Origin of the sequence: Bradyrhizobium sp. 137 (genome assembly GCF_023074095.1) — a bacterium.
GTDB lineage: Bacteria > Pseudomonadota > Alphaproteobacteria > Rhizobiales > Xanthobacteraceae > Bradyrhizobium.
Genome location: NZ_JADPKU010000011.1, coordinates 31728 through 56868 on the forward strand (window position 1 = coordinate 31728; position 25141 = coordinate 56868).

General features: G+C 63.2%; 20 protein-coding genes and 1 tRNA gene. 9 read left to right on the plus strand and 12 right to left on the minus strand.

Annotation, left to right across the window (positions count from 1 at the left end; genetic code table 11):
* Positions 1-3 precede the first annotated feature (3 nt).
* The 3 genes from IVA78_RS02115 to IVA78_RS02125 all read right to left on the minus strand — a co-directional run bounded on the left by IVA78_RS02115 (position 4) and on the right by IVA78_RS02125 (position 1000).
* Positions 4-306, minus strand: coding sequence for a hypothetical protein (locus IVA78_RS02115; RefSeq protein WP_247279878.1), 303 nt, complete (start codon positions 304-306; stop codon positions 4-6).
* A 163-nt stretch (positions 307-469) separates the two neighbouring features.
* On the minus strand, positions 470-694 hold the full coding sequence (locus IVA78_RS02120) for a hypothetical protein (protein ID WP_247279877.1): 225 nt from the start codon (positions 692-694) through the stop codon (positions 470-472).
* An 81-nt stretch (positions 695-775) separates the two neighbouring features.
* Positions 776-1000: a hypothetical protein gene (locus IVA78_RS02125; protein WP_247279876.1), complete on the minus strand. Its 225-nt coding sequence runs from the start codon at positions 998-1000 to the stop codon at positions 776-778.
* A gap of 150 nt (positions 1001-1150) precedes the next feature.
* On the opposite strand from IVA78_RS02125, the gene IVA78_RS02130 reads away from it, so the two are divergent.
* Both IVA78_RS02130 and IVA78_RS02135 read left to right on the plus strand, forming a co-directional pair.
* Positions 1151-2230, plus strand: coding sequence for an AI-2E family transporter (locus IVA78_RS02130; RefSeq protein ID WP_247279875.1), 1080 nt, complete (start codon positions 1151-1153; stop codon positions 2228-2230).
* 145 nt (positions 2231-2375) lie between these two features.
* Positions 2376-2765: an NUDIX hydrolase gene (locus IVA78_RS02135; protein ID WP_247279874.1), complete on the plus strand. Its 390-nt coding sequence runs from the start codon at positions 2376-2378 to the stop codon at positions 2763-2765.
* Positions 2766-3242: 477 nt separating this feature from the next.
* Here IVA78_RS02135 and IVA78_RS02145 read toward each other — a convergent pair whose 3' ends face one another.
* Positions 3243-3485 (minus strand): hypothetical protein, encoded by a 243-nt coding sequence (locus tag IVA78_RS02145; RefSeq protein WP_247279872.1) that lies wholly within the window; start codon positions 3483-3485, stop codon positions 3243-3245.
* A 755-nt stretch (positions 3486-4240) separates the two neighbouring features.
* On the opposite strand from IVA78_RS02145, the gene IVA78_RS02150 reads away from it, so the two are divergent.
* Complete coding sequence (locus tag IVA78_RS02150; protein ID WP_247279871.1) at positions 4241-7348, plus strand: DEAD/DEAH box helicase; 3108 nt, start codon at positions 4241-4243, stop codon at positions 7346-7348.
* A 464-nt stretch (positions 7349-7812) separates the two neighbouring features.
* Positions 7813-8469, plus strand: coding sequence for a hypothetical protein (locus tag IVA78_RS02155; protein WP_247279870.1), 657 nt, complete (start codon positions 7813-7815; stop codon positions 8467-8469).
* A gap of 1459 nt (positions 8470-9928) precedes the next feature.
* On the opposite strand, the gene IVA78_RS02160 is transcribed toward IVA78_RS02155, so the two are convergent.
* The 4 genes from IVA78_RS02160 to IVA78_RS02180 form a co-directional block, all read right to left on the minus strand.
* The gene (locus IVA78_RS02160; RefSeq protein ID WP_247279869.1) at positions 9929-10285 is read right to left on the minus strand and encodes a hypothetical protein; all 357 of its coding nucleotides are present in this window, start codon (positions 10283-10285) and stop codon (positions 9929-9931) included.
* A gap of 2009 nt (positions 10286-12294) precedes the next feature.
* Positions 12295-12370 (minus strand) — tRNA-Lys (locus IVA78_RS02170).
* A gap of 290 nt (positions 12371-12660) precedes the next feature.
* Positions 12661-15324, minus strand: coding sequence for a glycosyltransferase (locus tag IVA78_RS02175; protein WP_247275672.1), 2664 nt, complete (start codon positions 15322-15324; stop codon positions 12661-12663).
* Positions 15325-15540: 216 nt separating this feature from the next.
* Positions 15541-16131 carry a beta-1-3, beta-1-6-glucan biosynthesis protein gene (locus tag IVA78_RS02180; RefSeq protein ID WP_247275671.1) on the minus strand — a complete coding sequence of 197 codons (591 nt, stop codon included), beginning with the start codon at positions 16129-16131 and terminating at the stop codon, positions 15541-15543.
* Between the two features lie 327 nt (positions 16132-16458).
* Between IVA78_RS02180 and IVA78_RS02185 the strand changes: the two genes are divergently transcribed.
* Positions 16459-18018 carry a beta-(1-6) glucans synthase gene (locus tag IVA78_RS02185; protein ID WP_247275670.1) on the plus strand — a complete coding sequence of 520 codons (1560 nt, stop codon included), beginning with the start codon at positions 16459-16461 and terminating at the stop codon, positions 18016-18018.
* Here the strand turns inward: IVA78_RS02185 and IVA78_RS02190 are convergent.
* Positions 17978-18358 carry a hypothetical protein gene (locus tag IVA78_RS02190; protein ID WP_247275669.1) on the minus strand — a complete coding sequence of 127 codons (381 nt, stop codon included), beginning with the start codon at positions 18356-18358 and terminating at the stop codon, positions 17978-17980. The genes IVA78_RS02185 and IVA78_RS02190 overlap by 41 nt on opposite strands.
* Before the next feature lie 140 nt (positions 18359-18498).
* On the opposite strand from IVA78_RS02190, the gene IVA78_RS02195 reads away from it, so the two are divergent.
* A complete protein-coding gene (locus IVA78_RS02195) occupies positions 18499-18645 on the plus strand; it encodes a hypothetical protein (RefSeq protein ID WP_247275668.1) in 147 nt (48 codons plus the stop codon).
* A gap of 28 nt (positions 18646-18673) precedes the next feature.
* Here IVA78_RS02195 and IVA78_RS02200 read toward each other — a convergent pair whose 3' ends face one another.
* Together IVA78_RS02200 and IVA78_RS02205 are read right to left on the minus strand one after the other, a co-directional pair.
* Entirely contained in the window at positions 18674-18985 is a 312-nt protein-coding gene (locus IVA78_RS02200) for an MgtC/SapB family protein (RefSeq protein WP_247419443.1), read from the minus strand.
* Positions 18986-19060: 75 nt separating this feature from the next.
* Positions 19061-20455 carry a hypothetical protein gene (locus IVA78_RS02205; protein WP_247419446.1) on the minus strand — a complete coding sequence of 465 codons (1395 nt, stop codon included), beginning with the start codon at positions 20453-20455 and terminating at the stop codon, positions 19061-19063.
* 171 nt (positions 20456-20626) lie between these two features.
* On the opposite strand from IVA78_RS02205, the gene glmU reads away from it, so the two are divergent.
* Positions 20627-21994, plus strand: a complete 1368-nt coding sequence (gene glmU, locus IVA78_RS02210; protein WP_247419449.1) for a bifunctional UDP-N-acetylglucosamine diphosphorylase/glucosamine-1-phosphate N-acetyltransferase GlmU — start codon at positions 20627-20629, stop codon at positions 21992-21994.
* A gap of 6 nt (positions 21995-22000) precedes the next feature.
* Here the strand turns inward: glmU and IVA78_RS02215 are convergent, their stop codons facing one another.
* Positions 22001-22219, minus strand: coding sequence for a hypothetical protein (locus IVA78_RS02215; RefSeq protein WP_247419452.1), 219 nt, complete (start codon positions 22217-22219; stop codon positions 22001-22003).
* Positions 22220-22436: 217 nt separating this feature from the next.
* Here IVA78_RS02215 and glmS point away from each other — a divergent pair, with 217 nt between their 5' ends.
* Both glmS and IVA78_RS02225 read left to right on the plus strand, forming a co-directional pair.
* Positions 22437-24263 (plus strand): glutamine--fructose-6-phosphate transaminase (isomerizing), encoded by a 1827-nt coding sequence (gene glmS, locus IVA78_RS02220; protein ID WP_247419454.1) that lies wholly within the window; start codon positions 22437-22439, stop codon positions 24261-24263.
* Between the two features lie 84 nt (positions 24264-24347).
* The gene (locus IVA78_RS02225) at positions 24348-25112 is read left to right on the plus strand and encodes a DUF502 domain-containing protein (RefSeq protein WP_247275662.1); all 765 of its coding nucleotides are present in this window, start codon (positions 24348-24350) and stop codon (positions 25110-25112) included.
* Positions 25113-25141 lie beyond the last annotated feature (29 nt).

Consider the following 25141-nt stretch of genomic DNA (forward strand, 5'->3'; position numbering starts at 1 on the left):
CGTTCAGTCGCGCCGGCCGCCGTCGATCACCGTGAATAGCGGCCGCGCCGGAGTCGGCTCGACCAGAAGCTCTTCCACCAGTGCGGTCGCCGCATCGACATATTTGCGCGTCGGCTTGTCGAGCGGACGCTTGGCCTCGTCATCGAGTGCGACTTTTGCGGCCTCGACCAGCTTGCGCATGCGCACCGCATGATCATCGCCCGCCGTCAGCGTCGCGCGTGCCAGCGAACGCAGCACGAACAGCTCGCCCTCGAGGCGGAGCAGACGGTCGTTGAGCCTGGTGAGGACGGCGTTGAGGTCGGCCATGGCGGATGTTCGGCGCGGAGGATCTGTCCTGATCTAACGGCGATCAGTGAACGGAGTCCAAACACCCTTGGCGCAATTCGGTCGATACCCGGCTACGAATTTCGCTGCCGCTGTGTCCAGGCACGATCGTTCGATCGGTCAGGGAACGCGGCGGCTCAGCCGATCATCCAGCTCCGGCCCAGCGCCGTCCGAACAGCGGCGGTTTCGACTTCACCGCTTCCCAGCCGAAGAAGTGATGCTTGCCCGACCAGCTATGCACCACGCTGCTACAGATGCTGCATTTGAAGCTGCCGGCATGCGCGTCATCATGTTCCTCCCTTGTCGCGGCGTAGGTCATGCTGCAACCCCGGCAGGTGAATTCTTCGATCGTCCAGATGCTATTGGCCATTGCACAGAATGTCTTTGAGGACCTCAACCCACGGTAGCCACGGGCTTTTGCAGCGGCGTAAACTGGCCCAGGGAAATCCGGTTAACGGACGTTAGCCAAGCCAGGCCGCAAGTCCCGATCAATGCGCATCTGCACGCGTCTGATGGCGAGCAGCGGCAGCTTGCCTTGCACGCGCCCGGAGCGCACCCTGTCGCCGATCGCATAGGCATAGCGCCAGTAGCCCGGCGCGGCATTCCGCTTCAGCGAATAGTGGACGCCGCGGTGAATCCCCGCATGTGCATCAGGCTCTCTGGGACCGGCCGTCATCGTCCTCAAAATGCCGGTAGGTCCGATGCGTTCCTAGTCAGCGGATGTTGCGGGAACCGGTCGCCTTGACGCCCGGCTTGTTGCTGGCAATAACGGCTAGGCCGCGCAAGCGCCGCAAGTTGCGTTCATGTCGCAAGGAAGGCATTAGCCGTGAAAAGTCTCCGTCAGCTCCTGACGGGTGAGGATATCATCCAGCTCGTGATCCGGCTCGGCCTGCTCGCCCTGCTGATCATCTGGACCTTCCTGATCATCCGCCCGTTCGTGCCGATCCTGGCCTGGAGCGGCGTGCTCGCGGTCGCGTTCTATCCGGCCTTCAGCTTGGTCGCCAAGATCCTCGGCGGCAGGCCGAAAACCGCGGCAGCGATCCTGACCCTGATCACGCTCGGCATCGTCATCGGCCCTGCGACCTGGCTCGGCCTCAGCGCCGTGGACGGTGTGCGGGAGCTGGCGCACCAGCTCGGCACCGGCGATCTGGCGCTCCAATCGGCGCCGGAGCAGCTCAAATCGTGGCCGCTGGTCGGTCCGTGGCTCTATGACCTCTGGGACCAGGCCTACACCAACATCCGCGCAGTGCTGCGCGAGGTGGCGCCTTATCTCCAGCCGCTGGCGGGACCGCTGTTGTCGCTCGCGGGTGATGCGGGCCTCGGCACGGTCCAATTCCTACTGTCGGTGTTCGTTGCCGGCTTCCTGTTTCCGCACGGCCCGCAGCTGGTTGCAGCCGGCCGCAGCTTCCTGTTTCGCATCGTACCCGAACAGAGCGAGCATTTCCTGGAGCTCGCGGGCGCGACCATCCGCGCCGTAGCGCAAGGCGTGATCGGCGTCGCAGTGGTGCAGGCGCTGCTCGCCGGCTTCGGCTTCAAGCTCGCAGCCGTGCCCAGCGCCGGCCTTCTCGCCTTCATTGTGCTGCTGCTCTCGATCGTGCAGATCGGCGCCTTCCTCGTGCTGCTGCCGGTGATCATCTGGATCTGGACCGCCAAGGACGTCACCACGGCGCTGCTGCTCACCGTGTTTCTCGTCCTGGTCGGCTTCATCGATACCATGCTGAAGCCGCTCGTCATGGGGCGCGGCCTGACCACGCCGACCATCGTGATCTTCGTCGGCGTAATCGGCGGCACGCTCGCCCATGGTATCGTCGGCCTGTTCATCGGTCCGATCATCCTGTCGGTGGCGTGGGAGATGATGATGGCCTGGATCAGGACCGAGGACAGGACGGAGGCGGGCAAGGGCTGACCTTGCGCTCGCCGGTGCGACCGGCCCGCCGTGTCGCACCAGGAGCCAACGGCTCCGCGGCCTCTGATCAAGATGCGTCCCGAACTTGTCTATCCGACTAGACAAGTTACGATCTGGACGATTCTGGTCTCGATCTACGGCAGTGATGGCGAAGTCTTCCAAGCTGGTTGCCGCCAGGCGCGGCAAGGTATTGTTGGTCAGACGCCGGTCGGACGGCCTCTGGATGTTCCCGGGCGGGCGCAAGCGCGCGCGCGAATCCGAGAAGGACTGCCTGCGGCGGGAGATCAAGGAGGAGCTGCCCAAGCTGAAGCTCGGCCGGATCAGTCTCTGGAAGGAAGTGAAGGCCAGGAACAAGCGCTCCGGCCGCAAGATGAGCGACGCAATCTTCATCGCCAAGGACGCCAAGGGCAGGCTGGCGATTGGTGACAAGAAGGAGATCGACCGCGCCGCCTGGCAGAAGCCCCGCGGCATCCGCCTGACGCCGACCTCACGCTACATCCGCGACCGCCTGTTTCCGAGAAAGTCGCGGCGGTGAGCTAATCCTCTCGCCCCGCAGGTCGTGTCCGCGCGGCGGATGACCTCGACCGGGCTGCTCGCGACTCCGGCGCAGCGAGCCTGATCACATCGGCCTCGCGTTGCTCCTTGCGAGCCTTGCGCGCATTGCGCATCGCGCGCTTGATGAAGGGGTGTTGGGAGTCCTCTGCGAAGAACAGCACCACCTCGCAGCTCGGACATTGCCTGGAATAGCCGTCCTGCAACCGGCCGGCGCGATCGCGAAACACATCCTTGCAGCGTGTGCACTGAATCTGGACGAAATTCATGCGCGATCAACTATTGAAAATGGATGTTCAGGTGATCTCAAAGGTCTGAAGAAAGCCTGAAGCGCCTTCGGGAGTCGGTCGACGGGCTTTGTCGCAGCCGATGCGGGTAAGTGGGCCGGTGCTCGCAGAATGCGCGCAGCCGTCATCGCGCCGCCGCAGCGGCCCCGACCGATCAATTGGCTCGATCAGCGCTATTGCTTGGCCGCCATAGTGTCCAGACAACGGTTGAGATAGGCGGTGCGATCCCTCGGCAGCACCTTCTCGAGATCCGCCTTCATCGCGCATTCGCGCTGCCGCAGCTGCTCGGCCCGGCGCTTCTCGGCCGCCTCCCGATATTCGGGGGCGACCTTGCTTGGGTCGACCAGCGCCTGTGAGCGTGCAGGAGCCGTCGCAAGCAGTGCGATGGCCGCAATGAAGAAAATGAATGGTTTCAAAATGCGCCTCCGTAAAAGCGGGCATCCTAGCTCGCGCTGTGTGGGCGCTCAAATCCGAAGATGCGGTACTCCGATCCGGAGCAGTTGGGCGTTGAATGCACGGTCCGCGCCGATCGATATCTAGCCCGCCGCTTTGGAACGACTCCGCCTGCCGAGCGTAGAATCCAGGCTCTCGGCCCATCCCCAACCCCAAAAGCCCCGGGCCTGAGAGAAAACCTTTCCCCACAAAGGTTGGCGACCTCGGTTTCCCCGAGGTCGTTTGATTTGGATGCCGCAAGGGGTGTGAACCAGTTCACAAACGCCCGGCGGAATCGCTGCTATGAGGACGTCATTGCTTAACCGATTCATTTTGAACGAAACGCCCCAGCGTGGCTCCAAGCGCTGGGGTTTTTTCGTGCCTGCTGGATCCGTGGAGCGTTCTCCATCGCATTGACTTTCGCATCGAGAGCAGGGTCCGCATTTACGCGTCGGAACGGAGCCAGTTCCGATCTGCTGGGCGAACAACGGCCAAATTGCCGGGATCACGATGATGCCCCCGACGTTGCCCATGAGCGTGCGTTCGCGGGGCAAATCCCATATGCATAGCGGCAAGCAGCCGAATCGAGATGCGAGCGGCTCGCGTGCAGTTGCCGGCGGTTGACGATCAGAGACGGATTCAAGTGAGGCTTTCCAGAAACGCGCGGGCGACTAAAAAGTCGCCTAAGAAGAGCAAGCGGGCGCAGCGCGCAACGATCTCGTCTTCCTCGCCCCTCGGTATGATGGCTCTGCATCTGCTGGCACAATGGAAGCAGTCCGGACGCAGCGGTCTGGTTTTTCTTGCCGAGAGCGAGAACCGGGCGGAGCGGCTGGGCAGCGTCATCCACGCGCTCGACCCTTCCTGCGAGGTGCTGGTGTTTCCGCGATTGAACACCTTGCCGTTCGATCAGTTGGAGCCGTCCCACGAACTCGCGGGGCGCAGAGCCTCGGTCCTGAGGCGCCTCGCAAGATCCAAGAAGCCGCTCTTTCTGGTTTCAACGGCGGAAGCCGTGATGGAGCGCCTGCCGCCGCCGGCTAACCTGTCGCGCTTGAGCGTGAGCTTGAAGGTGGGCGGCGCGTTTTCCGAGCAGGACCTCGAGGCGCGCCTCCAATCCCTGGGATACGATCTCGAGGACGAGCCCGACTATCCGGGCGGGGCGCTGTTTCACGGCCAGACCTTCGAGATATTTCCCGCAGGCGCGCTGGGACCATTCCGGATCGAGCATTCGGATCGCGCGATCAGGCGGATCGTGGCGTTCGATCCGAAAGAGCACGACATCATATTCGAGACCAGCGAACTTCTGGTCGATCCCATGTCGGAGCGCCTTGGCTTTGCCGGCAAGCGCGGCAAGCGCGCGAGCCTGTTCGACTATTGCGGGCGTGCCAAATGGATCGCCGATGCAGGGGTCCCATTGCACGCCGGCGCCTGGCTGAGCACGATCGAGGAAGCCGCGCCACGTGCGGAGCGGGAGCGCGAATATCTGGGCCGAGGTGACTGGAAACGGCTCGCCAAGGGCATGAAGGTGTTGCCGCGGGCGGCGCCGTTCCAGACCACGCCGGAGTTTTCGAAGCTGACATCCGCAAGGAAAGCACTTCGGGCCTTCGTCGAGGAAACGCGGCGGGCCGGTTCGCGCCTGATCCTCGTCGCCGCGCAGGAGGACGATCTACGCGTGATGGAGCGGATGAGCGGCGTCAGGGCGCAGCGCTGCGAGGACTGGGACGAGGCGACGAGTGGGCGCAACGGCGAGACGGCGCTGCTGGCCGATCTCGATGCCGGCTTCGTCCTGCCGGGGAAAAAGCCTCTTGCCGTCGTCACGGCATCCGACGTGCTCGGCAGCCGGGCGCATCATCCCCAGCCGATGGCACGCGCCTGGAGTGCAGCCTTCGATCATCCGGACGTGCCGGAGCAGGGCACGGTGGTCGTCCATCTCCAGCGTGGCCTTGCCGTGCTCGATGGCTTGCAGACGGTGAACACGGGCGGTGGCGCAATGCGAGAGATGATCCGCCTCAAGTTCGCGGGCGACAATGCGGTGCTCGTACCGCCGCCCGATCTCGCTTTGATGTGGCCTTACGCAACCGAACTCGGCAAGCTGGCGCTCGACAAGGCCGATGGCAGCACGTGGTGGGCGCGCCGCACCGAGGCCGAGCGCGAAATCCAGCTTGCAGGCAAGGTGCTGGCCAAGCACATCAGCCAGCGCCGCCGGCGGCGCGCCGAAAAGCTGGTTCCGCCGGGATCGGCCTACGAGAAATTCGTGGCGCGCTTCCCGTATTTCACCACGAGCGACCAGGCCAAGGCGATCGCCGACGTGCTGGACGATCTCGCGTCCGGTCACCCGATGGACCGTGTGATCTGCGGCGATGTCGGCTTTGGCAAGACCGAGGTGGCGCTGCGCGCGGCGGCCGCCGTGGTGCTGTCGGGCAAGCAAGTGGCGATCGCGGTGCCGACGACGGTGCTGGCCCGGCAGCATGTCGCGACGTTCCAGAAGCGCTTTGCCCCGTTCGGCATCGAGGTCGGCAACCTGTCGCGCGCGACGTCAGGCGCTGAGCTGCGCGAGACCAGGGAGGGACTGCGCAGCGGCCGGATCAAGGTCGTGATCGGCACGCAGGCGCTCACCGGCAAGGACGTGAAGTTCGATGATCTCGGCCTCGTCATCATCGACGAGGAGCAGCATTTTGGTGCCGCCGAAAAAGCAAAGCTCTCCGGCCTCGCCAAGAATGTACATGTGCTCATGATGAGCGCGACGCCGATCCCGCGGACGCTGGCCGCCGGTCTTGCCGGTTTTCGCGATCTCAGCGTGATCGCTTCGCCACCGGTTCATCGGCTGCCGGTCGCAACCAGAATCGCACCGCTGTCGGATGCTGCCATCGCCAACGCATTGCTGCGCGAGCAGCGGCGCCACGGCCAGAGCTTTCTGATCTGTCCGCGCATTCAGGATCTCGATCCCATGCTGGCGCGGGTGCAGGCGGTGGCGCCGGACCTCCGCATCGTGTGTCTGCACGGCAGGCTGGCGGCCGACGAGATCGACGACCGCATGATGAGCTTCGTCGAGGGCAGGGCCGACGTCCTGCTCGCGACCAACATCGTCGAGAGCGGCCTCGACATTCCCCGTGCGAACACCATCGTGGTGTGCTGGCCGGAGAAGTTCGGCCTTGCGCAGCTGCACCAGCTGCGCGGGCGGGTCGGCCGCAGCGGCATCCGCGCCTTCGCCCATTTGCTGACGGAGACGGAGTCCGGGCAATCCGAGAAGCGCCTGGCAGTGCTCGAGGAGTTCAGTCGGCCCGGCGCCGGCTTTGCCATCAGCGAGCGCGACCTCGATCTGCGAGGCGCGGGAGACCTGTTCTCGGAGCAGCAATCCGGCCACGTGCAGGTGTTCGGGCCCGTGCTCTACAGTCACCTGCTGAAAATGGCCTCGGAGAAGGTCGACGAGGGGCGGGCCCCGGTGTGGGTGCCCGACCTCAATTTGCCGGTCGGGGACATGCTTCCCGACAGCTACGTGCAGTCCGAGCCGGTGCGGCTCGAGCTCTACGCGCGTGCAGCACGATGCAATGACGAAGACGACCTCGACGACCTCGAGGAGGAAACGTCGCGCCGCTTCGGCCCCTTGCCGAATGTCGCGCGCGACTTCTTCGGCGCAGCTCGGCTCAGGATCGAATGCAAGCGCAGAGGCATCATCCGCCTCGACGTCGGCCCCGGGGCGGTCGCCGCGACATTCCTGCCCGGGCGCTTGCGGAAGTCGCGGGGAAAGTCGCTGCAGCGCGACGGCGATCGCGTCGTCTATTACAGCCCGATGCGCGATGCGCCATTCGAGCGGGTTGAGGAGTTGTTCGAGGTGCTGGACGAGGGGTAAGGGCGCTTGCGCCTTCGTCAGCACGGGCACCGGAAGCAGGGCAGGCACGCGGTCTGTCGGCGTCGTCCTTCGACCGCAGCTTGACGTCATCTTCAGCGGTACCCGAGCAGAGTTGCTGGATGAAGGTTGAGGCGCTGCCAAAACTGCGAAAACAACCCCATGCACAGTAGCTAAGTGCCGCCGGCACAACGTCTTCTGCATTGGACGCAAAGGTCATTTGACGCGTCGGGCAAAACAGTGGCATTCTGCCATCTTCGGAAAATCCGCCGCGAAGCACTTTGGTCATTCCTCGCACACACCCCGTATTCAGCCGGAGTGGCTGAGCCTGTCAGCCGCCCAAGCCGCTAACGTGGAATTAATCCGAAAAGCCCACAATTTTAGGCACTTGTGTATGGGTGCTGCGTAAAGGAGGCGTCGCGAGGACGTTCCGGGAGCGGCTTCCTTTTGCTCGCTCATTGGGGTCAATGCACGTGACCATGACTTTCGAAACGCAAGGCTTCGTCGAAGAGCTCGACCCTGCAGCACTGGCAGCGGCAGTCGCCGCACCCGCAGTCCCAGAAGCTCCAGGGCCGGTCAAGCGGTCCAGCCGCAAGTCGGTCCTGGCACTGTCGGTGTGTGCCTTGGCCATCAACGGCGCGGCCGCCATCTATACGTTGCCCTCTGAGTTTCCGTCGCTGAATGTCGGCAGCTTGGCTGAACTGCTTCCGCGCCAGGAAGCTTCGGCGCCAAAAGCCGATTCGGTTGTCGCTGCTCTGAAGGACATTCAATCGGCCCAACAGCTACAGACTGCCTTGCTGAAGGAGAACAATGATTCCGTGCAGCAAAATGCAGCTTTGCTGCAGCAGGATTCGATGGTGCTGCTTTCTCTGCGACAGAGCATCACGGACGAACGGGTCGATGTGAGGAAGATATCTTCGCAGCTTTCCACGCTGATCGCGAAGGTCGACTCGCTGCAAAGTGCAATGATATCGGACATAACCTCCTCCATTCCAAGAGGGCACGCCCGCAATCGACTGGCGATGCGCAAACGGATGGTTCGGGAAGCGAAGCCTGTCGGGCCTGTTTCGGTTGGAGGAGCTCCGCTGAGTACGCCGGCCACGCCGCCGGCTCCGGAAAGCTGAAGCATTTTATTCAGCAACCTGAGCGGCGAACGCAGGGTGCTTTGGGTCTTGGGTGGCTCACCCTCTGACTTCTTCTGAAATTGGATATTGCACTTCTTTGCGATTGGAGCGCGAGCGGTGGCTAGCGCAACAGCCATCAGTTGCTTGACCTCGACCTCCAGCCGTATTCCTGATGCGGAATGGTGGCGGTGATGTCGGCCTCTTTGTCCGCTGAGAGGCGCCAGGCTGCCACCCCGAAGCACAAGGTCAAAATCAGGGCTGTCGCAAGCAGAAGCATCGAGACGAAATGGCTCACGCGCGTCCACCACAGTTTGAAACTACAGAGAGCGAACACGAGACACCGATTCGGAAAATACAGACGCGCTGACCTAAAGCCTGGTTTCCACAGCTAGTCATACCGGGCCAAAGGCGCTCACGATCCCGATCGTGATCGGGACCAACGCGACGATTGTCCATAAGGCGGGCGAGCTGGAGGATAGGCCGGCGAAAAAGATCAAGAGACCGAAGCCAACGAGGGCCGCCGAGATAGCATAGGCGAGTGCTTTTTCCATCATTCGATCCACAAGGAATACGGGATGGATTGCGCCTCTAGGACTCGTTGCCGGTCGAAACGTTCCTATGCCCGAATATCTGGATCAAGCGGTGCATCAGCATCTTTGATCCGTTGACGGGACGCATTGGCAGGTCAGCCGCCGACAGGGATGCTCGTCCTCCGCGGCTGACCCGCGAGATGTGGGCCTTGGAAAGCCCTCGATCAAAGCAACCATCTTCGAAACGTCAGAGAATTTGATCCGGAGTCCACCCGTGCGATTTTGTCCGGTCTCGCTATCCAACAGCGGGAGCGCGCAAGGGCCCTCAGCGACATCGCCAGACTCAGGAAAGAGGCATCCGCCGAGATCGAACGGTTGATCGCCTTCCTGGACGCCTCCGATCCCTATGTCGTGACCGAGCTTGAGCAAGGGGTTGATGATGGGCCCTGCGATACCGACGAATTGGAGGTCAGCGAGGGGGATGACGAGGACGTCCCTTGGAAGCCTCGACCACCACCACAGCCAAGAGCAATGGGCGGGCGGCGGTAGCACCGACCTGGAGGAAGACCCTACCGAGTCCGGGATTGCTGACTGGGAGGGTTTGCTAGAGCAGATTGGTATGCGGGATTGGACCGGGACGGTGATGGCATGAAACCAGCATGGAGGCGTGGCACCGCCGGCAAGCAGTCGGCCTGGCAAGCTAGGTGCCGGAAAACGTTGATAACGCTCGGCTGGTGCTTCAGGCGGTGCAAGAGCTGGTAGAGACCTTCCTGATGCAGGAACCAGCCGCGCCACTACCCGCGAATGTGGTCTCTCTGCGGGATCTTCCCTGCGCTTAGGCGGGCGGTAGTCTCAAAAAGATACGCCGCCGGGCTCGAAATACATTGTCCCGGCGGCGCCCTGTTTCAAACTGGGTCCAGCAATCCCAGTCATCCGAATATGAGCAATGCTTGTGCCAAGAGGCCCGCCGGAGCTTCCGCGTGACTCGGGGTCTGACGGCACGTCGTTAAAACAAACGCTGCCGTGCTGCAGTGCCACTCGCTACCAAGTGCACCACTTGAGACGGGATGCGGAGCTGCCATGGCGAACAGAAGAGTCGCGCCGGCGAAGGAATTTACGATCACCAGCGTGCGCGCTTTACGAGACAAGGCATTGATGAAAGCTGACATAGCCGAATCCCCATTGGTCCATTGGGAGAGGCTAGGCCGGGTTTGTTTCTGGATGGCTTCGCGACGCTGAAAAATGGTTTCGTCGCGGGAATAGGCGGGAATAAGTGGCAAGGTCAAGAATGGTCTCATTTGGTCACTGCAGTCACTCCTTGACCCCCGACTGCTGGGAATGTTTAGGGAAATGGCGACTTCAGCGCGCCCACCGCGCATTGGGAGTCAATCTCGGTAGACGGGATGCGCCTATGACCGCCGCTCAGCCTGCCGACGTCAGGTGCCCCAAGTGCAAGCAGCCGACCCGGCTTGTGGAGCGGCTTTGGCGCCTCGAAACCTCCAGCTACGTCCGCGTTTTCAAATGCCAGTGCGGGGACTGGGACGATTAGGCCGCCTCAGTTGGCGGCCCGCCGGGTTCACGCTGGCGGACATCTTTTTAGTTTGTGCACACTAGTCACCATTAAACGCAGTGATTATTCTGGCACGATATCTCGCGTATTTTAAATTATTTTAATGGGTTGAGGGATGATGAGTACCTTTGATCAAGTTGTTTTCCATCGCGCCATTTCACTGCAGAAGCGATTTGCATTTCTCGAAGGTCAGATGGCCGAATTGGCTAACCTGCGGAATCGACTGGCGCACGCTGAGTTGCGGCGCTTTCGGTTGAGGGCGAGCCGGTCGGCTTTCAAGAAGGTGGCCCGAGGCCGCACCTGTAGATAACCTTTCCTCTCAACCTACACAGAATTGCCAGGCTCCCGCTTCTAAGCCCAAGCTATGGGAACGCGTGGGTCGGGTGATTCATGGAGCGGAAGCCGTTTGAAAGCATGTCTCTCGAAGAACTGTGGCAACTGCACACGGTCGTCAATGATATTCTCGCGAAGCGGCTAGTGGCGAAGAAAGAAGAGCTCGAACGACGACTGGAGCTGCTTAACCGAGAATACAAGGCTCCGCATTAAGCCGCCTCAGTGGCCCGCCGGTTCGGGGGCCGCTTTGTTCTCGTTTCTGGCACTGGCCTGTTTCCGACATTACTGGCCCGGTTTGATTTCGCAGGGGCCTCATTTTGAGTTCTGTATCGTTTGATACTTTGCTGACCAACGTGCCTTGCTAGTCTTTCCCAAACAGAGGGGGCAAGCATGGACCGGCTAAAGCACGCGCGGGGGCAGTTTGAGGCTCCGATCTGCCCTAATTGCCAGATCGGCATGAGGTGGTTTCGATCCGAGTTGGTGCGAGACAATCCGCCGTCGATACTCGCTCACCTCTTTGTCTGCCCTAATTGCAAGCGCGCTCAGCGCCAGGACCGCGAGATCTCGCCAGTTTGCGTTTCTCCCGGAAAGCTAGCGAGTCCGCGCCTTCGTGTAGTCGGCGAAAATAAGTAAGGCCGCCTCAGTTGGCCGCCTGTTTCGCCTGACACGCGGCGCACGATCAAGGGCGACGCATAGGCTTACTACTGGAGAATCGGCCCCGGCTTCAGGGGGCTTTTGGGGTAGGCCGGGGCCGCTCCGCCAGCTCGGCAGGGAGCCGGCAAGACTCTCAAGCTCCATATGGCGGCCTTGTTCCTCAGGAATCGACGCGACGCCCCCGGATCGCGAGCCGGGGATTGCCTCCCTCAAAGTCGGGCTGGACGTCGGCGCCGCGGCTTCCGCACTCCCTGACAGACGAACCGCGCTTCGATATCAGACAGTCGCACCTCATCAGCCCAACGATCCGCATCCAAAGCAACGTGACGCCCGCAATGGCAATAGGCCAACACGCCGCGAACACCCATCGCGCGCATTGCACCGAAGGTGATCTTCAGTGGCCTGCCGTCTGAGTGAGTAGGCGTGTGGCGTTTTGGGTGAGGCATTGCGCATCCAAACGCACTGCTCGCGAGAGTCAAATCGTCGAACGGTAGCGTTTCGAAAGGTGAGCTAACCACTTTCTGTGGTGGGTGTGGACAACGGCATCGGCTTCTTGCTGTCGGGCGCTATCCTCAGCGCGAGGCGAGCAACGATCGAGCCCCAAAAAATGGCGAGCCCGACAACAACGAAAATTTCCGCTGTCATTGTTGCACCTGCCGAGTGTGCACATTGTGTGCAGACAGCAAAAAGTCTCTCAACCTGAGAGGCCGAATATGGTCGTAAGTGATTGTTTTTGCTTGGTGAGCGCGCTGGGGCTCGAACCCAGGACCCCGTGATTAAAAGTCACGTGCTCTACCGGCTGAGCTACGCGCTCCCATGGCCGCTGATGGCTTGAAAGAGATCGCCATCGTGTTCGGTCATTTCGAGAAGCATGTCTTGCCGCCGCGCTCTACTTGCGTTGCGGGGAAAACCGGCTGTTTCCGGATCATGCTGTCGGCCCGCGCTGTGTAGGGGGAGTGGCTGCGGAGGTCAATAGTGCGGATGGCTGCCGAAGATCGCGGCAGGAGCGGCAATTCGTGCGCTGCTTCCGTTGGTTAGGTCAGGAATTTCAACCTGATTGGCGGGCCATCATCCACGCCGAAAGCGAGGATGGCCTGCCATCCGTCAGTTCGCCTCCCGCCGGACCTCGCTCGGCACCGGTTGCGGCGTGCCGCCCGGGTGGGGCAGCGCCACTGGGCGCAGGCCGATCAGCTCGGCGGTGCGGATCGCGCTGTCGCGCCAGAATTGGAACGAGTTGATGCGGCTGAGTTCGAGGATGGCAATCGCGACCGCGGCGAGGAACGGCAGGCTCTGGAGCACAAGGACGCCGGCGAAGATGTAGATCTCGGTGATCTGCCTAAAACTGTTCGAGGCGATCAGGACGCCGGCGCCGATCACCAGCAGAGTGCCGATCACGGCCTCCCAGAACGCCTGGAACTCGATCGACATCCGCGACAGGCCGCCTTTCGAGGTGCGGGCGAACGCGATGTGCTCGGTGATGAGGCCCTGCGCGACCGCACGCGACACCGTCCATTGCACGCTCATCGCCGCGATCATGGCGCCCAGCATCTGGCCAGGCTTGATCGCGACGCGGGCGCGGTACATCGACAGGAAGTGCGCCAGCGAGACAATGAAGGCGCCGATGATCGGCAGCGTCAGGATCTTGTCGGGGATGGCGATGTCGGCAAAGGCGACGATCGGCACCCAGACAAGATTGAGCAGCGCCACGACCACGCCGAGGCTTTCTGCGCCAAGCCAGTTCAGCCAGCCGAGGCCATATTCGCGCTTCTGGTCGGGCGTAAGCCGGCTCCTGCCGGGCAGGAAGAAGCGCCAGTGCTTCTTGACGATCTGGAGGCCGCCATAGGCCCAGCGGTGACGCTGCTTCTTGAAGGCTTCGTAGGTGTCGGGAAGCAGGCCCTGGCCGTAGCGATGGTTGGTGTAGTGGGTGGTCCAGCCGAGCTCCTGGATCGCCAGGCCGAGATCGGAATCCTCGCAGATCGTATCTGACGACCAGCCCCCCGCCATGTCCATCGCGGCGCGGCGGATCAGGCACATCGTGCCGTGCACGATGATGGCGTTGGCTTCGTTGCGCTGGACCATGCCGATGTCGAAGAAGCCGGCATATTCGCCGTTCATGATGTAGTGCATGATCGACAGGTTGCCGTCACGATGCTCCTGCGGCGCCTGCACGAGGCCGACGCGCGGATCGGCGAAAGCCGGCACGAGGTCCTTCAGCCAGTCGGGATCGACGACATAGTCGGCATCGAGGATGCCGATGATCTCGGCATCCGCCGCGGTGCGGTCCATCGCGATGCGCAGCGCGCCGGCCTTGAAGCCCTGCACCTTCTCGGCATTGATGAACTTGAAGCGTTCACCGAGCGCGCGGCAATGATCCTGGATCGGCTGCCAGAAGGCGGGATCCGGCGTGTTGTTGATGATGACGACGCATTCGTAGTTCGGATAGTTCAGCCGCGACAGCGCATCCAGCGTCTGCTTGAGCATCTCGACCGGCTCGAAATAAGCGGGGATGTGGATCGAGACTTTCGGGTAGTAATTCTCGGGCACGTTCTCGACCGGCTTGCTCTTGGTGAGCAGCCGCTGCGGCCGCCGGCCGAACGCGACGGCCGCGATCTCGTCAATACGCGCCATCGCGATGAGGACGAGCGGAACGAGCAGGATCATGCCCAGCGTCAGCGCGAAGGCCGAGCCGAAGACGAAGTAATGGCTGTTCCAGAACGCGAACACCGTGGCGGCCCAGGCGCCGACGCCGTTGGCTGCCGCCGACAGCAGGAAGGCCTGCTTGGCGGTCGCTTTCTCGATGCGCAGGATCGGCAGCGACAAGAGGGTGCCGACCAGCAGCGCGATGCCCATCAGCTTCCAATAATCGGGGTTCTCGACCGGACCGGTCCAGGCGAATTTCGGCTCGCCGCTGGCGTTGAGGATGCCCCAATAGGGACCGACGCCGCCTTCGTAGAACTTCCAGGGCCGATCGATGGCTTCGACGATGTTGTAGTCCATGCCCATCGCTTCGGCGCGGCTGACGAAATTGCGTAAGGTCAGGGCCTGCTTGAATGGACCGGGGTCGGCATTGCGCAAGTTGTAGCCCGCGCTCGGCCAGCCGAACTCGGCAATCACGATGCGCTTGCCGGGAAACAACTTGCGCAGAAGTTCGTAACGATCGACCGCCTGATCCACAGCCTGGTCAGAGCGGAAGTTTTCCCAATAGGGCAGCACGTGAGCGGCGATGAAGTCGACGCTGGAGGCGAGGTCCGGAAAATCGCGCCAGATGTTCCAGATCTCGCCGGTGGTGACGGGAACGCGGACCGCGCTCTTGACCTTCTTGATCTTCTCGATGAGGTCCTCGACCTTCTGCTCGCCGCGGAAGATCACCTCGTTGCCGACCACGATGCCGATCACGTTGCTGTTCTTGCGGGCGAGCTCGATGGCGGCCTTGATCTCCCGCTCGTTGCGATCCTCGTCCTTGTCGATCCAGGCGCCTACGGTGACCTTGAGGCCGAACTCGGCGGCGATCGGCGGCACCAGCTCGCTGCCCTCCGTCGCGGTGTAGGACCGGATCGCTCGCGTGAGGGTCGAGAGCTTCTTCATGTCCGCGCGAATCTTGTCGGGGTCGACGTTGATGTCGACGACGTGTCCCGGTTCGAACGGCGTATAGGACAGACTCGGCACCAAGCCCTTGAAATCGGGCGCGGGTTCCTTGTCGCGGAGGACTCCCCACAGTCCCGCATGGAGCGCAGACACAAGCAACAGAACGGCGGCGACAACGCGCATCGCGGCTAACCAAAAGGGGCTGAGGTGGCAGGGAAGCGGATCCGACCCCGAGATCCGACCGAGTCCGCGGCAAAGGGAGCATACCTCTGCTGCGCGGTTTCACAACTGTCATGGCCTCATGTCCTTATGAGGGCATGGCCTTTTTCGAACGACGCGCGGCAGTGCCAACCGTGTCTTGGCCGATCGTTCCTGAACGACAGCTGAAACGACGCTTGGCTATTTCTGGGGCGCGGGCGTCGGGCTTGCCGCAGGCGAGGGGCTTGCGGCTGGCTGGGCGGCCTGCGCATTGCCCGGCGTCGGCGCTGGGGTTTGCGAGGCGCTCGCCGCCGCCTGCTGCGGCTGGGACGCCGGGTTGATCCAGCAAGCGTGCACGCGGCTATCCAGGGTCTCGGCGACCTTGGGATCGATTTGCCCGCCGAAGCGGGTCAGGCAGCGGAACGCAGCCTGGATGTGGCCGCCGGGGCAGCCGAAACGGTCGTAGAGGTCGAGATGGCGGAATGCAGTATCGAGATCATCCCGCCACATCAGCCGCACCACGCGCCGGCCAAGCCAGACGCATTCGGGATTGCCGGCGGGGCCGTTGATGACCTGGGCCGCTTCCGCGAATTCGTCGGTGCGGCGCTGGTTCTGGGCAGCGTCCTTGGCCGCGTCCGCGGGCTGGGCCGCGGCCTTCTGGTCGGGGGCGGGCGTGCCGCTCTGGGCGGAGGCGCCACCGAGGCCGGCGAGAACGAGAAGGGAGGAGACGGCCAAGGTGGCGGCGAACTGCCGCAGGACCGCATTTCGTAACTCGAACACCCGTTGCCGCATGAATTCCCCAATGTATCTGCTGGTCGTCCGCGTCAGGATCCCGCAGACGCGTCGGTGATGGCGTCCAAATGGGTCTCCAATGCGGCGGAAAAGTCTTTCCGAGTCCATGACCTGTATTTGGAATTTTGTCCAGCAAAGTCACAATCCTAGGCCCCGGTCGAACGGCCGCAGCCAGATTCCTGGGAGCAGCGGATCCACACCCGGGCGCACCCCCTTGGCAGACGGCGTGCAAGCAGGTAATCGACGGACCCTTCGCGGAGGACGGAACCGATTTCTCTTCGTACGCCACTGGCGCTTCTGCTCGTTTCACTGGGTGCGATTGCTGCCGTGTGGTGGTGGTTGGCGACGCCAATCACGCTCGCGCGCGCGCCGATCGATCCCGCCGAGAAGGTCCAATGCGTCTCCTACGCGCCGTTCCGCGGCGAGCAGTCGCCGCTGGAGACGTGGACCCATATCGAGGCGGACCAGATCGAGCAGGACCTGCGCCAGCTCAAGGAGATCACTGACTGCGTCCGCACCTATTCGATGGAGAACGGGCTCGACCAGGTGCCGGCGATCGCCGCCAAGGTCGGCGGCCTGAAAGTGCTCCAGGGCATCTGGCTCTCCAGCAACCGCACCAAGAATTTCGAGCAGGCCGCGCTCGCGGTTCGCCTCACCAAGGAATTTCCTTCCATCATCACCACGGTCATCGTTGGCAACGAGGTGCTGCTTCGCGGCGAGATGACGACGGCGGACCTCGTCTCCATCATCCGCTCGGTCAAGGCGCAGGTTAGCGTGCCCGTCACCTATGCGGACGTCTGGGAGTACTGGCTGAAGAATCGCGAGGTCTATGACGCCGTCGACTTCGTCACGATCCACATCCTGCCCTATTGGGAGGATTTCCCGGTGAAGGCGAAATTCGCCAGCGCCCATGTCGAGTCGATCCGCGAACGCATGGCGGTGGCGTTTCCGGGCAAGGAGATCCTGATCGGCGAAACCGGCTGGCCGAGCGAGGGACGTATGCGCGACGGCGCGCTGCCGTCGCGCACCAACCAGGCGCGGGTGGTTTCCGAGATCCTGAGCCTTGCGAAGGCACAGAAGTTCCGTGTCAACCTGATCGAGTCCTACGACCAGCCGTGGAAGCGCAAGCTGGAAGGCACCGTCGGTGGCTATTGGGGCCTGTATGATTCGGTGCGCCGCGGCCTGAAGTATCCGCCGGGCGAGCCGATCAGCAATTTCCCGTACTGGAAATGGTACATGGGCGCGGGCATGGGCCTCAGCGTGCTGGTGTTCGCGGTTGCCGGTCTCACGCTGCGCCGGCGGCCGTGGACGCCGCGCTTCTCGGCCTGGCTCGGCGTCGGCATCTCGGCGACGACGGCGGGCATCCTGCTCGGCATCGGCGCCGATAAGATGTATTACGAGAGCTACGGCATCGGCGGCTGGCTGCTCTGGGGCGCGCTGCTCCTCGCCGGCATCCTGTCGCCGATCTTCTGCGCGCAGGCGATGGTGATCGGCCGCAGCCTTCCCACCTTCCTCGATCTGCTCGGCCCGCGCGAGGGCCGGAAATGGTCCAAGCTCACCGCCGTGCTCGGCCTGACGCTGGCCGTGGCCGCGGTGATCGCGGCGCAGACCGCGCTCGGCTTCGTGTTCGACCCGCGCTACAAGGATTTTCCCTACGCCGCGCTGACGATGGCCGTGGTGCCATTTGCGCTGCTGATGCTGAACCGGCCGCAGATCGGCCAGCGTCCGATCGCGGAGGCGGTGTTCGCGGGCCTGCTGGCGCTGTCGGCCGTCTATGTGCTGTTCAACGAGGGCCGCGACAATTGGCAGTCGCTGTGGACCTGCGCGATCTACCTCTTGTTCGCGCTCACGCTGTGGCGGGCGCGGGCCGAGCAAATCCAAGAATGAACAGGCCAATCGCAAGGCCCGACAGCACGACATTGTAGAGCACGATGCCGAGGCCGGCGGCGATGACGCCGACGGTGAGCAGCACGATCGACGGCCGCATCAGGTTCAGCGTCGCAACCACCAGCGCGACGATCCCGAACACCGAATTCTTGAACAGCACCGTCGAGACCGAGCGCGCCTTGCAGAGCAGCGTCTGAAGGCCGGCATCGCAGGCGAGCGCGACTTGCGACAGTTCGATCGCGAGGTAGCGCAGATAAAGCGCATAGCCGACGGAGGCGAAGCCGACGACGATCAGGAACTGCACCTGGTAGGGCGTGAGGCGGAAGGGCTTTTTTGTCATGGCGGCAATATGGTCGGGATGGCACCGGCAGGCAACAGGGCAGGCGAAGTTTCTGCTGACCGCATCCCCCAGGAACACAAGAGGGGCGGGCTGGTTCTGATGTTGTGACGCCTAACGCATGATGTCTTCGAGGAGTGAGCATGGACAAGCCAACCCAGGAGCAGCTGAAAGAGCTCAAGAGGCTGAGCAAGGAAGCGCGGGTCGACGATTGGTCCGAGGTCGTACAGTCCAAGGATGAAGCGGAGATGCGTATTCGCGATCTGAAGGAAAAGGCGCGCATCGAATAGTGATTGCCTGCGCGGAGATCCATCAAGGTCAATTTTGCGCCTTTCGGCTCTGTTCTGAGGGACGGCGCTCGTATTTCTCGGCCAATGCGAGCAGCCCCTTAACGCGGAGCCGAGGGCCCAGCGCCAGGGTCCGCATTCCCATCGGCTTGTCGTTCATATCGCGGTCAATGCCGATCAGCAGACCTGTTCCCGCCGCGACGAGAAGCCTCAGCACGTCATCCAGTTCATCAAAGCACGCGAGTTTCGGATGGGCGACTCCTGAAGCGGCGTTGGACGAGCGCGAACTTGCTGCGAAAGAGCGTCTCAGGTCCAAGCGTCCGATGGTCGCATGCGCGCGCAACGCCGGATTTCATCGCTGATCTTGCGGCGAGTCCGCGCGCCGCCCCCGACAAAGCGCCCGCGAATGTTTTGGCGCCTATCGCCTGAAGAACGAGGACAGCGTCGATCCTGCAGACGTTGACGCCGCCTCCGGCTTCGGCGGCGCGGGCTGCGCCGCAGGTGGGGGTGCAGGCGGCGGCTCCTCGCGCTTCGAGCGTTTCGAGGAATAGTTGCGCCGGCGCTTGTCCGGCTTTGCAATTGGCGCGGGCGCCGAGGCGCTCTCGGCCTGCGGCACCGCCTCTTGGCTCTTCTCGGCGTTCTTGTCTTGAACCCTGTCTTGAGTCTTCTCCGGCCCCTTTTCTTGAGCCCTCTCTTGACCGCCGCGCATCGATAGGCGCTGGCCGTCGAACACGGTGGTCTCGCAGTGGCGGTCGTTCTCGGTCAGGCCGGCGCACAGTTTTGCGGCGGCGGCGGCGTTGATCAGGGGCCCGGCACCCAAACGGAGCTGCATGCCGAGGCCCGCGGCGCCCTCCTTGATCATGATGATCGGCCGCAACGCTCCAACTTCCGGATGGGATTTGGTCACGCCGCGCCAGAGCGTGCGCAGGCCATCGATCGAGTTGGCACCGCCGAGGTCGATGGCAAAGCGCGTCTGCTGGACTGCGATCGCGGGCGCTTCGGTCTCGGCTGCTTCCGGGGGCTTCGTTGCTGTCGCGACGACCTCGGTTGGAGTAGGAGCCGGCTCGGGCTTCTTCTCGGCGGCCTTCTCGGCTGCCTCAGGTTGAATCAGTTTCGACGCGGCTGTATCCGGCGGCGCCATGATCGACTTGGACGGCACCAGCGGAATGGTCGGCAGCGCCGAAGTCATGGCCGGTGACTGCTGCACGAGCGAAGCGGCGGCCGCCGTCTGCGGCGGCGGGCTCGACGGCTCCTTCGCAGTCTCCTTCGGCGTATCCTTCTGGGTATCCTTCTGGGTATCCTTGGCGGCTTCGGTGCGCGGCTTCTCGCTCGCCGGAGCTGGCGTCGAGACTACCGGCGCGACGCTGGGAGCTGCGGTCGCTGGCGCGACATCCTGCGGCTTGGCGCCTTGCGGCGGCGTGGCTTTCTGCTTGGCGATGGCACCGGTGACGGAATCGAGACCCTGCTCGAGCACCGTGACGCGTGAATAGAGCCGGTCGCGGTCGCTGTTCAGCGTCTCGATGGCGGCGGCGAGGCGGCGTGCCTCGTTCTGGCTGTCCTTGGTCAGCATTTGGAGCCGGTCGGCCTGGCGTGCGAGGTCAGCGGAGGCGATTTGGTCACGGCGCCAGCCAATATGGGCCTGGTTGGCCACCACCGCGATGACGACGGCCCCGACGGCCGCGACGCCCCACGAGCCCAGCCGCCACATCATGCGGCGGTCGAACGCGCTTTCCTCGGCCAAAAGTCCGGAGAACAGCCCGCCGGTCTCCTTGGTGTCGAAGGCATCCGCCAGTGGGTCGGAATCCTTTGCCATGAACGTTAAGTGCCCAGCCCTGTCTGGCTTCCCCGAATCAATCAGGGAACATTAACAGGAAAAGCGTGCCGCACTTGAATTCCGGGCGTTTGCGGGGGTAGCAAGGCGAGAGCATCTGGGCGGCCTGCCGTCCGCCGCACCATTGATCCGGCCGTATCTGACAGGATTCCGATGACCGCCCGTTCCAGCCTTACGATCGTGCTCGCCGCCGGCGAAGGCACGCGCATGCAATCGAGCCTGCCGAAGGTGCTGCATCCCGTCGCGCATCAGACGCTGCTCGCCCATGTGCTCGCCGCCGCACCAAAGGGAACCGGCACATCGCTCGCCGTCGTGATCGGTCCCGATCACCAGGCCGTCGCGGAGGAGGCGAGGCGCAGCCGCCCCGACGCACTCACCTTCGTGCAAGCCGACCGGCTCGGCACCGCGCATGCGGTGCTGGCGGCCCGCGAGGCGATCGCGCGGGGGGTGGACGATCTCTTGATCGCGTTCGGCGACACGCCGCTGATCTCGGCCGAAACCTTCGCACGGCTGCGCGAACCGCTCGCCAGGGGCGCGGCCATCGCCGCGCTCGGTTTTCGCGCCGCCGATCCCACCGGCTATGGCCGCTTCATCGTCGAGGGCGACCGCCTGGTCGCGATCCGCGAACAGCCCGACGCCAGCGAAGCGGAGCGCAAGATTGATCTCTGCAACGCCGGCGTGATGGCGATCGACGGTCGCCGCGCGCTCGAAATCCTCGGGCAGGTCGGCAATGCCAATTCCAAGAGCGAATATTATCTGACGGACGCAATCGGCATCGTCCGCGACAAAGGATGGGAGTCCGTGGTGATCGAGACCAGTGAAGACGAGGTGCGCGGCATCAACACCAAGGCGCAGCTCGCCGAAGCGGAAGGCGTGATGCAGGCGCGCTTACGCAAAGCGGCGATGGAGGCCGGCGTCACGCTGATCGCGCCGGAGACGGTGTACCTGTCCGCCGACACCGTATTCGGCAAGGACGTCACCATCGAGCCGTTCGTGGTAATCGGCCCGAGCATCTCGATTGCCGACGGCGCGGTGATCCATTCCTTCTCGCACATCGTGCAGAGTTCGATTGGCAAGAACGCGTCTGTCGGTCCGTTCGCGCGCATGAGGCCGGGCAGCTCGCTCGGCGAAGGCGCCAAAATCGGCAACTTCGTGGAGACCAAGGCCGCGACTCTCGAGGCGGGAGCGAAAGCCAATCATCTCGCCTACATCGGTGATGCGATCGTCGGCGCCAAGTCCAACATCGGCGCCGGCACCATCACCTGCAACTATGACGGCTTTGGGAAGCACAAGACGGTGATCGGGCAGGGCGCCTTCGTCGGCACCAACTCCTCGCTGGTCGCGCCCGTGAAAATCGGCAACGGCGCCTATATCGGCTCCGGCTCGGTGATCACCCGCGATGTGCCCGACGATGCGATGGCGCTGGAGCGCAACCAGCAGACCATCCGGGAAGGGGGCGCGGTGCGTTATCGCGAGATGAAGACCGGCGGCAAGACTCCCGAAAAGAAGCCGGAGAAGTGAGCGAGGCTATTCGTCGTCGGCAAATTCGGAGAAGATGGCGCGGGTCAGGCGCCAGCCGCGCGGCTTGGCGCGCTTGGCCGGCTCGCCTTCGGGATGCTTGATGAAAAGCGGCTTGTTCTCCTTGCCGCGCAGGGGCGGCGGCCAATGCGCAAGGTGCGTGCCCGAGGTCTCGCTGGCGCGCAGATAGATCGACGACAGGCCTTTGCGGTCGGATGAGCTTCTCATGGCCGTCTCTCCCGGGCGGGAATCGTTGGTCAAACATGTTGACAGTGAGTTAACGTGCGAGGTTAAAGGCCGGCCAAATCGACGCAGGCGGGGCTCGGTGTGATCGGTGCTGTCTCAATCAGCAATAATTATTGAGTACCTGGTTCCGTAGGAGTTTCGCTAAAACCAACCGCGTCGTTTAGGCGATTTTTCGGCGATTTGGGGGATAGTGATCCGCATGTGCGGGATTGTCGGCATTCTCGGGCGCGAACCGGTTGCGGAGCAATTGGTGGATTCGCTCAAACGTCTCGAATATCGCGGCTATGATTCCGCGGGCGTCGCCACACTCGAAGGCAAGCACCTGGAGCGCCGCCGCGCCGAGGGCAAGCTGAAGAACCTGGAGAAGCGGCTCGAGGCGGAGCCGTTGCAGGGTACCACCGGCATCGGTCATACCCGCTGGGCCACCCATGGCAAGCCGACCGTCAACAACGCGCATCCGCACGCGACCGAACGCGTCGCCGTGGTCCACAACGGCATCATCGAGAATTTCCGCGAGCTGCGCGAGGAGCTCGAGACGAAGGGTACGGTATTCCACACCGAGACCGACACCGAGATCGTGGTGCACCTCGTCGACGATCTGCTCGCGCGCGGCAACAAGCCGGTCGAAGCGGTCAAGCTGACGCTGGCGCGCTTACGCGGCGCCTTCGCCCTCGGCTTCATCTTCGCTGGCGACGACGACCTCATGATCGGCGCCCGCAACGGCCCGCCGCTTGCGATCGGCTATGGCGACGGCGAGATGTATCTCGGCTCCGATGCCATCGCGCTCGGCCCCTTCACCGAGACGATCAGCTATCTCGAAGACGGCGACTGGGTCGTGCTCACACGCAAGAGCGCTGATATCTTCGACAAGGACGGTCACCCCGTCCAGCGCGACAAGATCAGGCACGCGGCCTCGACCTCGCTGGTCGACAAGGCCAATTACCGCCACTTCATGGCGAAGGAGATCCACGAGCAGCCCGAAGTGGTTGGCCATACCCTCGCGCGCTATGTCGACATGGCAACCGAGCACGTCGCGCTGCCGGTCAAGCTGCCGTTCGACTTCAAGACGATCCAGCGCATCAACATCACGGCCTGCGGCACCGCGAGCTATGCCGGCTACGTTGCAAAGTACTGGTTCGAGCGTTTTGCGCGCGTGCCGGTCGAGGTGGACGTCGCCTCCGAATTCCGCTACCGCGAAGCGCCCCTGCGCAAGGGTGATCTCGCCATCTTCATCTCGCAATCCGGCGAGACTGCCGACACGCTGGCGGCGCTGCGCTACGCCAAGGCCGCGGGCGTGCACACGGTCGCCGTCGTCAACGTGGCGACCTCGACGATCGCGCGCGAGAGCGAGACCGTGCTGCAAACGCTCGCCGGTCCCGAGATCGGCGTCGCCTCGACCAAAGCCTTCACCTGCCAGTTGATGGTGCTGGCAAACCTTGCCATTGCGGCCGGCAAGGCTCGCGGTGAATTGTCCGACGAGGACGAGACCAAGCTCGTCCATGGCCTCGTCGAGATCCCGCGCTTGATGTCGGATGCGCTCACCACCGAGGTGGAGATCGAGCGTCTGGCGCGCGAGATCGCAAAGTCGCGCGACGTGCTCTATCTCGGCCGCGGTACCAGTTTTCCGCTGGCGCTCGAAGGCGCGCTGAAGCTGAAGGAAATATCCTACATCCACGCCGAAGGCTACGCTGCCGGCGAGCTGAAGCACGGACCCATCGCGCTGATCGACGAAGCCATGCCCGTCGTCGTCATCGCGCCGTATGACCAGGTGTTCGAAAAGACTGTCTCAAACATGCAGGAGGTCGCCGCCCGCGGCGGCAAAATCATTCTGATGACCGACGCCAAGGGCGCGGCGGAGGCGACCGTCGATTCTCTCGTCACCATCGTCATGCCTGACATGGCGGCGGCGTTCACGCCGATGGTCTATGCCGTTCCGGTGCAGCTGCTCGCCTATCACACGGCCGTGGTGATGGGCACCGACGTGGACCAGCCGCGCAACCTCGCAAAATCGGTGACCGTGGAATAGGCACAAGGGATATCGGTTGGTCGCAGTCTTCCCAAACCTGCTAGAAGCCCCTAGCTTGTGTGCTGCGACCCATCTGGAACCCTAATGACCCCCCGCGACGACGCGCCTGCGCCACCTGATCCCATTCCGGAACCACATACCGGCCTGATCGGCCGTTTCCGCAATTATTTTCTGACCGGCCTCGTCGTGACGGGGCCTATCGCGATCACGCTCTACCTGGTCTGGTGGTTCGTGACCTGGGTCGATGGCGTGGTGCGGCCGTTCGTGCCGCTGGCCTATCGGCCTGAAACATATCTGCCCTACGTCATTCCGGGCTGGGGACTGGTTGTCGCGTTTTTCACGCTGACGCTGGTCGGTTTCCTCGCGGCCAACCTGATCGGCCGGACGCTGGTCGACGTCGGCGAGACCTTTCTCGGCCGGATCCCGGCCGTGCGCGCCATCTACCGCGGCCTCAAGCAGGTGTTCGAGACATTGTTCTCGGGCAAGGGCTCGAGCTTCCGGAAAGTGGGCCTGGTCGAGTTTCCTTCGCCCGGCATGTGGTCGATCGTGCTGATCTCGCAATCGCCGAACGAAGACATTGCGCGCAACCTGCCCGGACAGGAGGAACACGTCTCGGTATTCCTGCCGTGCTCGCCGAATCCGACCACCGGCTTCTTCTTCTATGTCCCCAAAAGCAAGATCATCGAGGTCGATCTCACCGCTGAGGACGCGGCCACGCTGATCATGTCGGCCGGCGTGGTTCAGCCGGGCTCGGCGCCAGATCCGAAGAAGGCCGCCGCGCTCGCGGGCGTCGCCAACGCCGCACGCATCGCGAATGCGTCTGCGCTCCAGCCTGCGAAAGTGGAGTAGGGCCATTCCCGCGCGGGATGGCCACATTC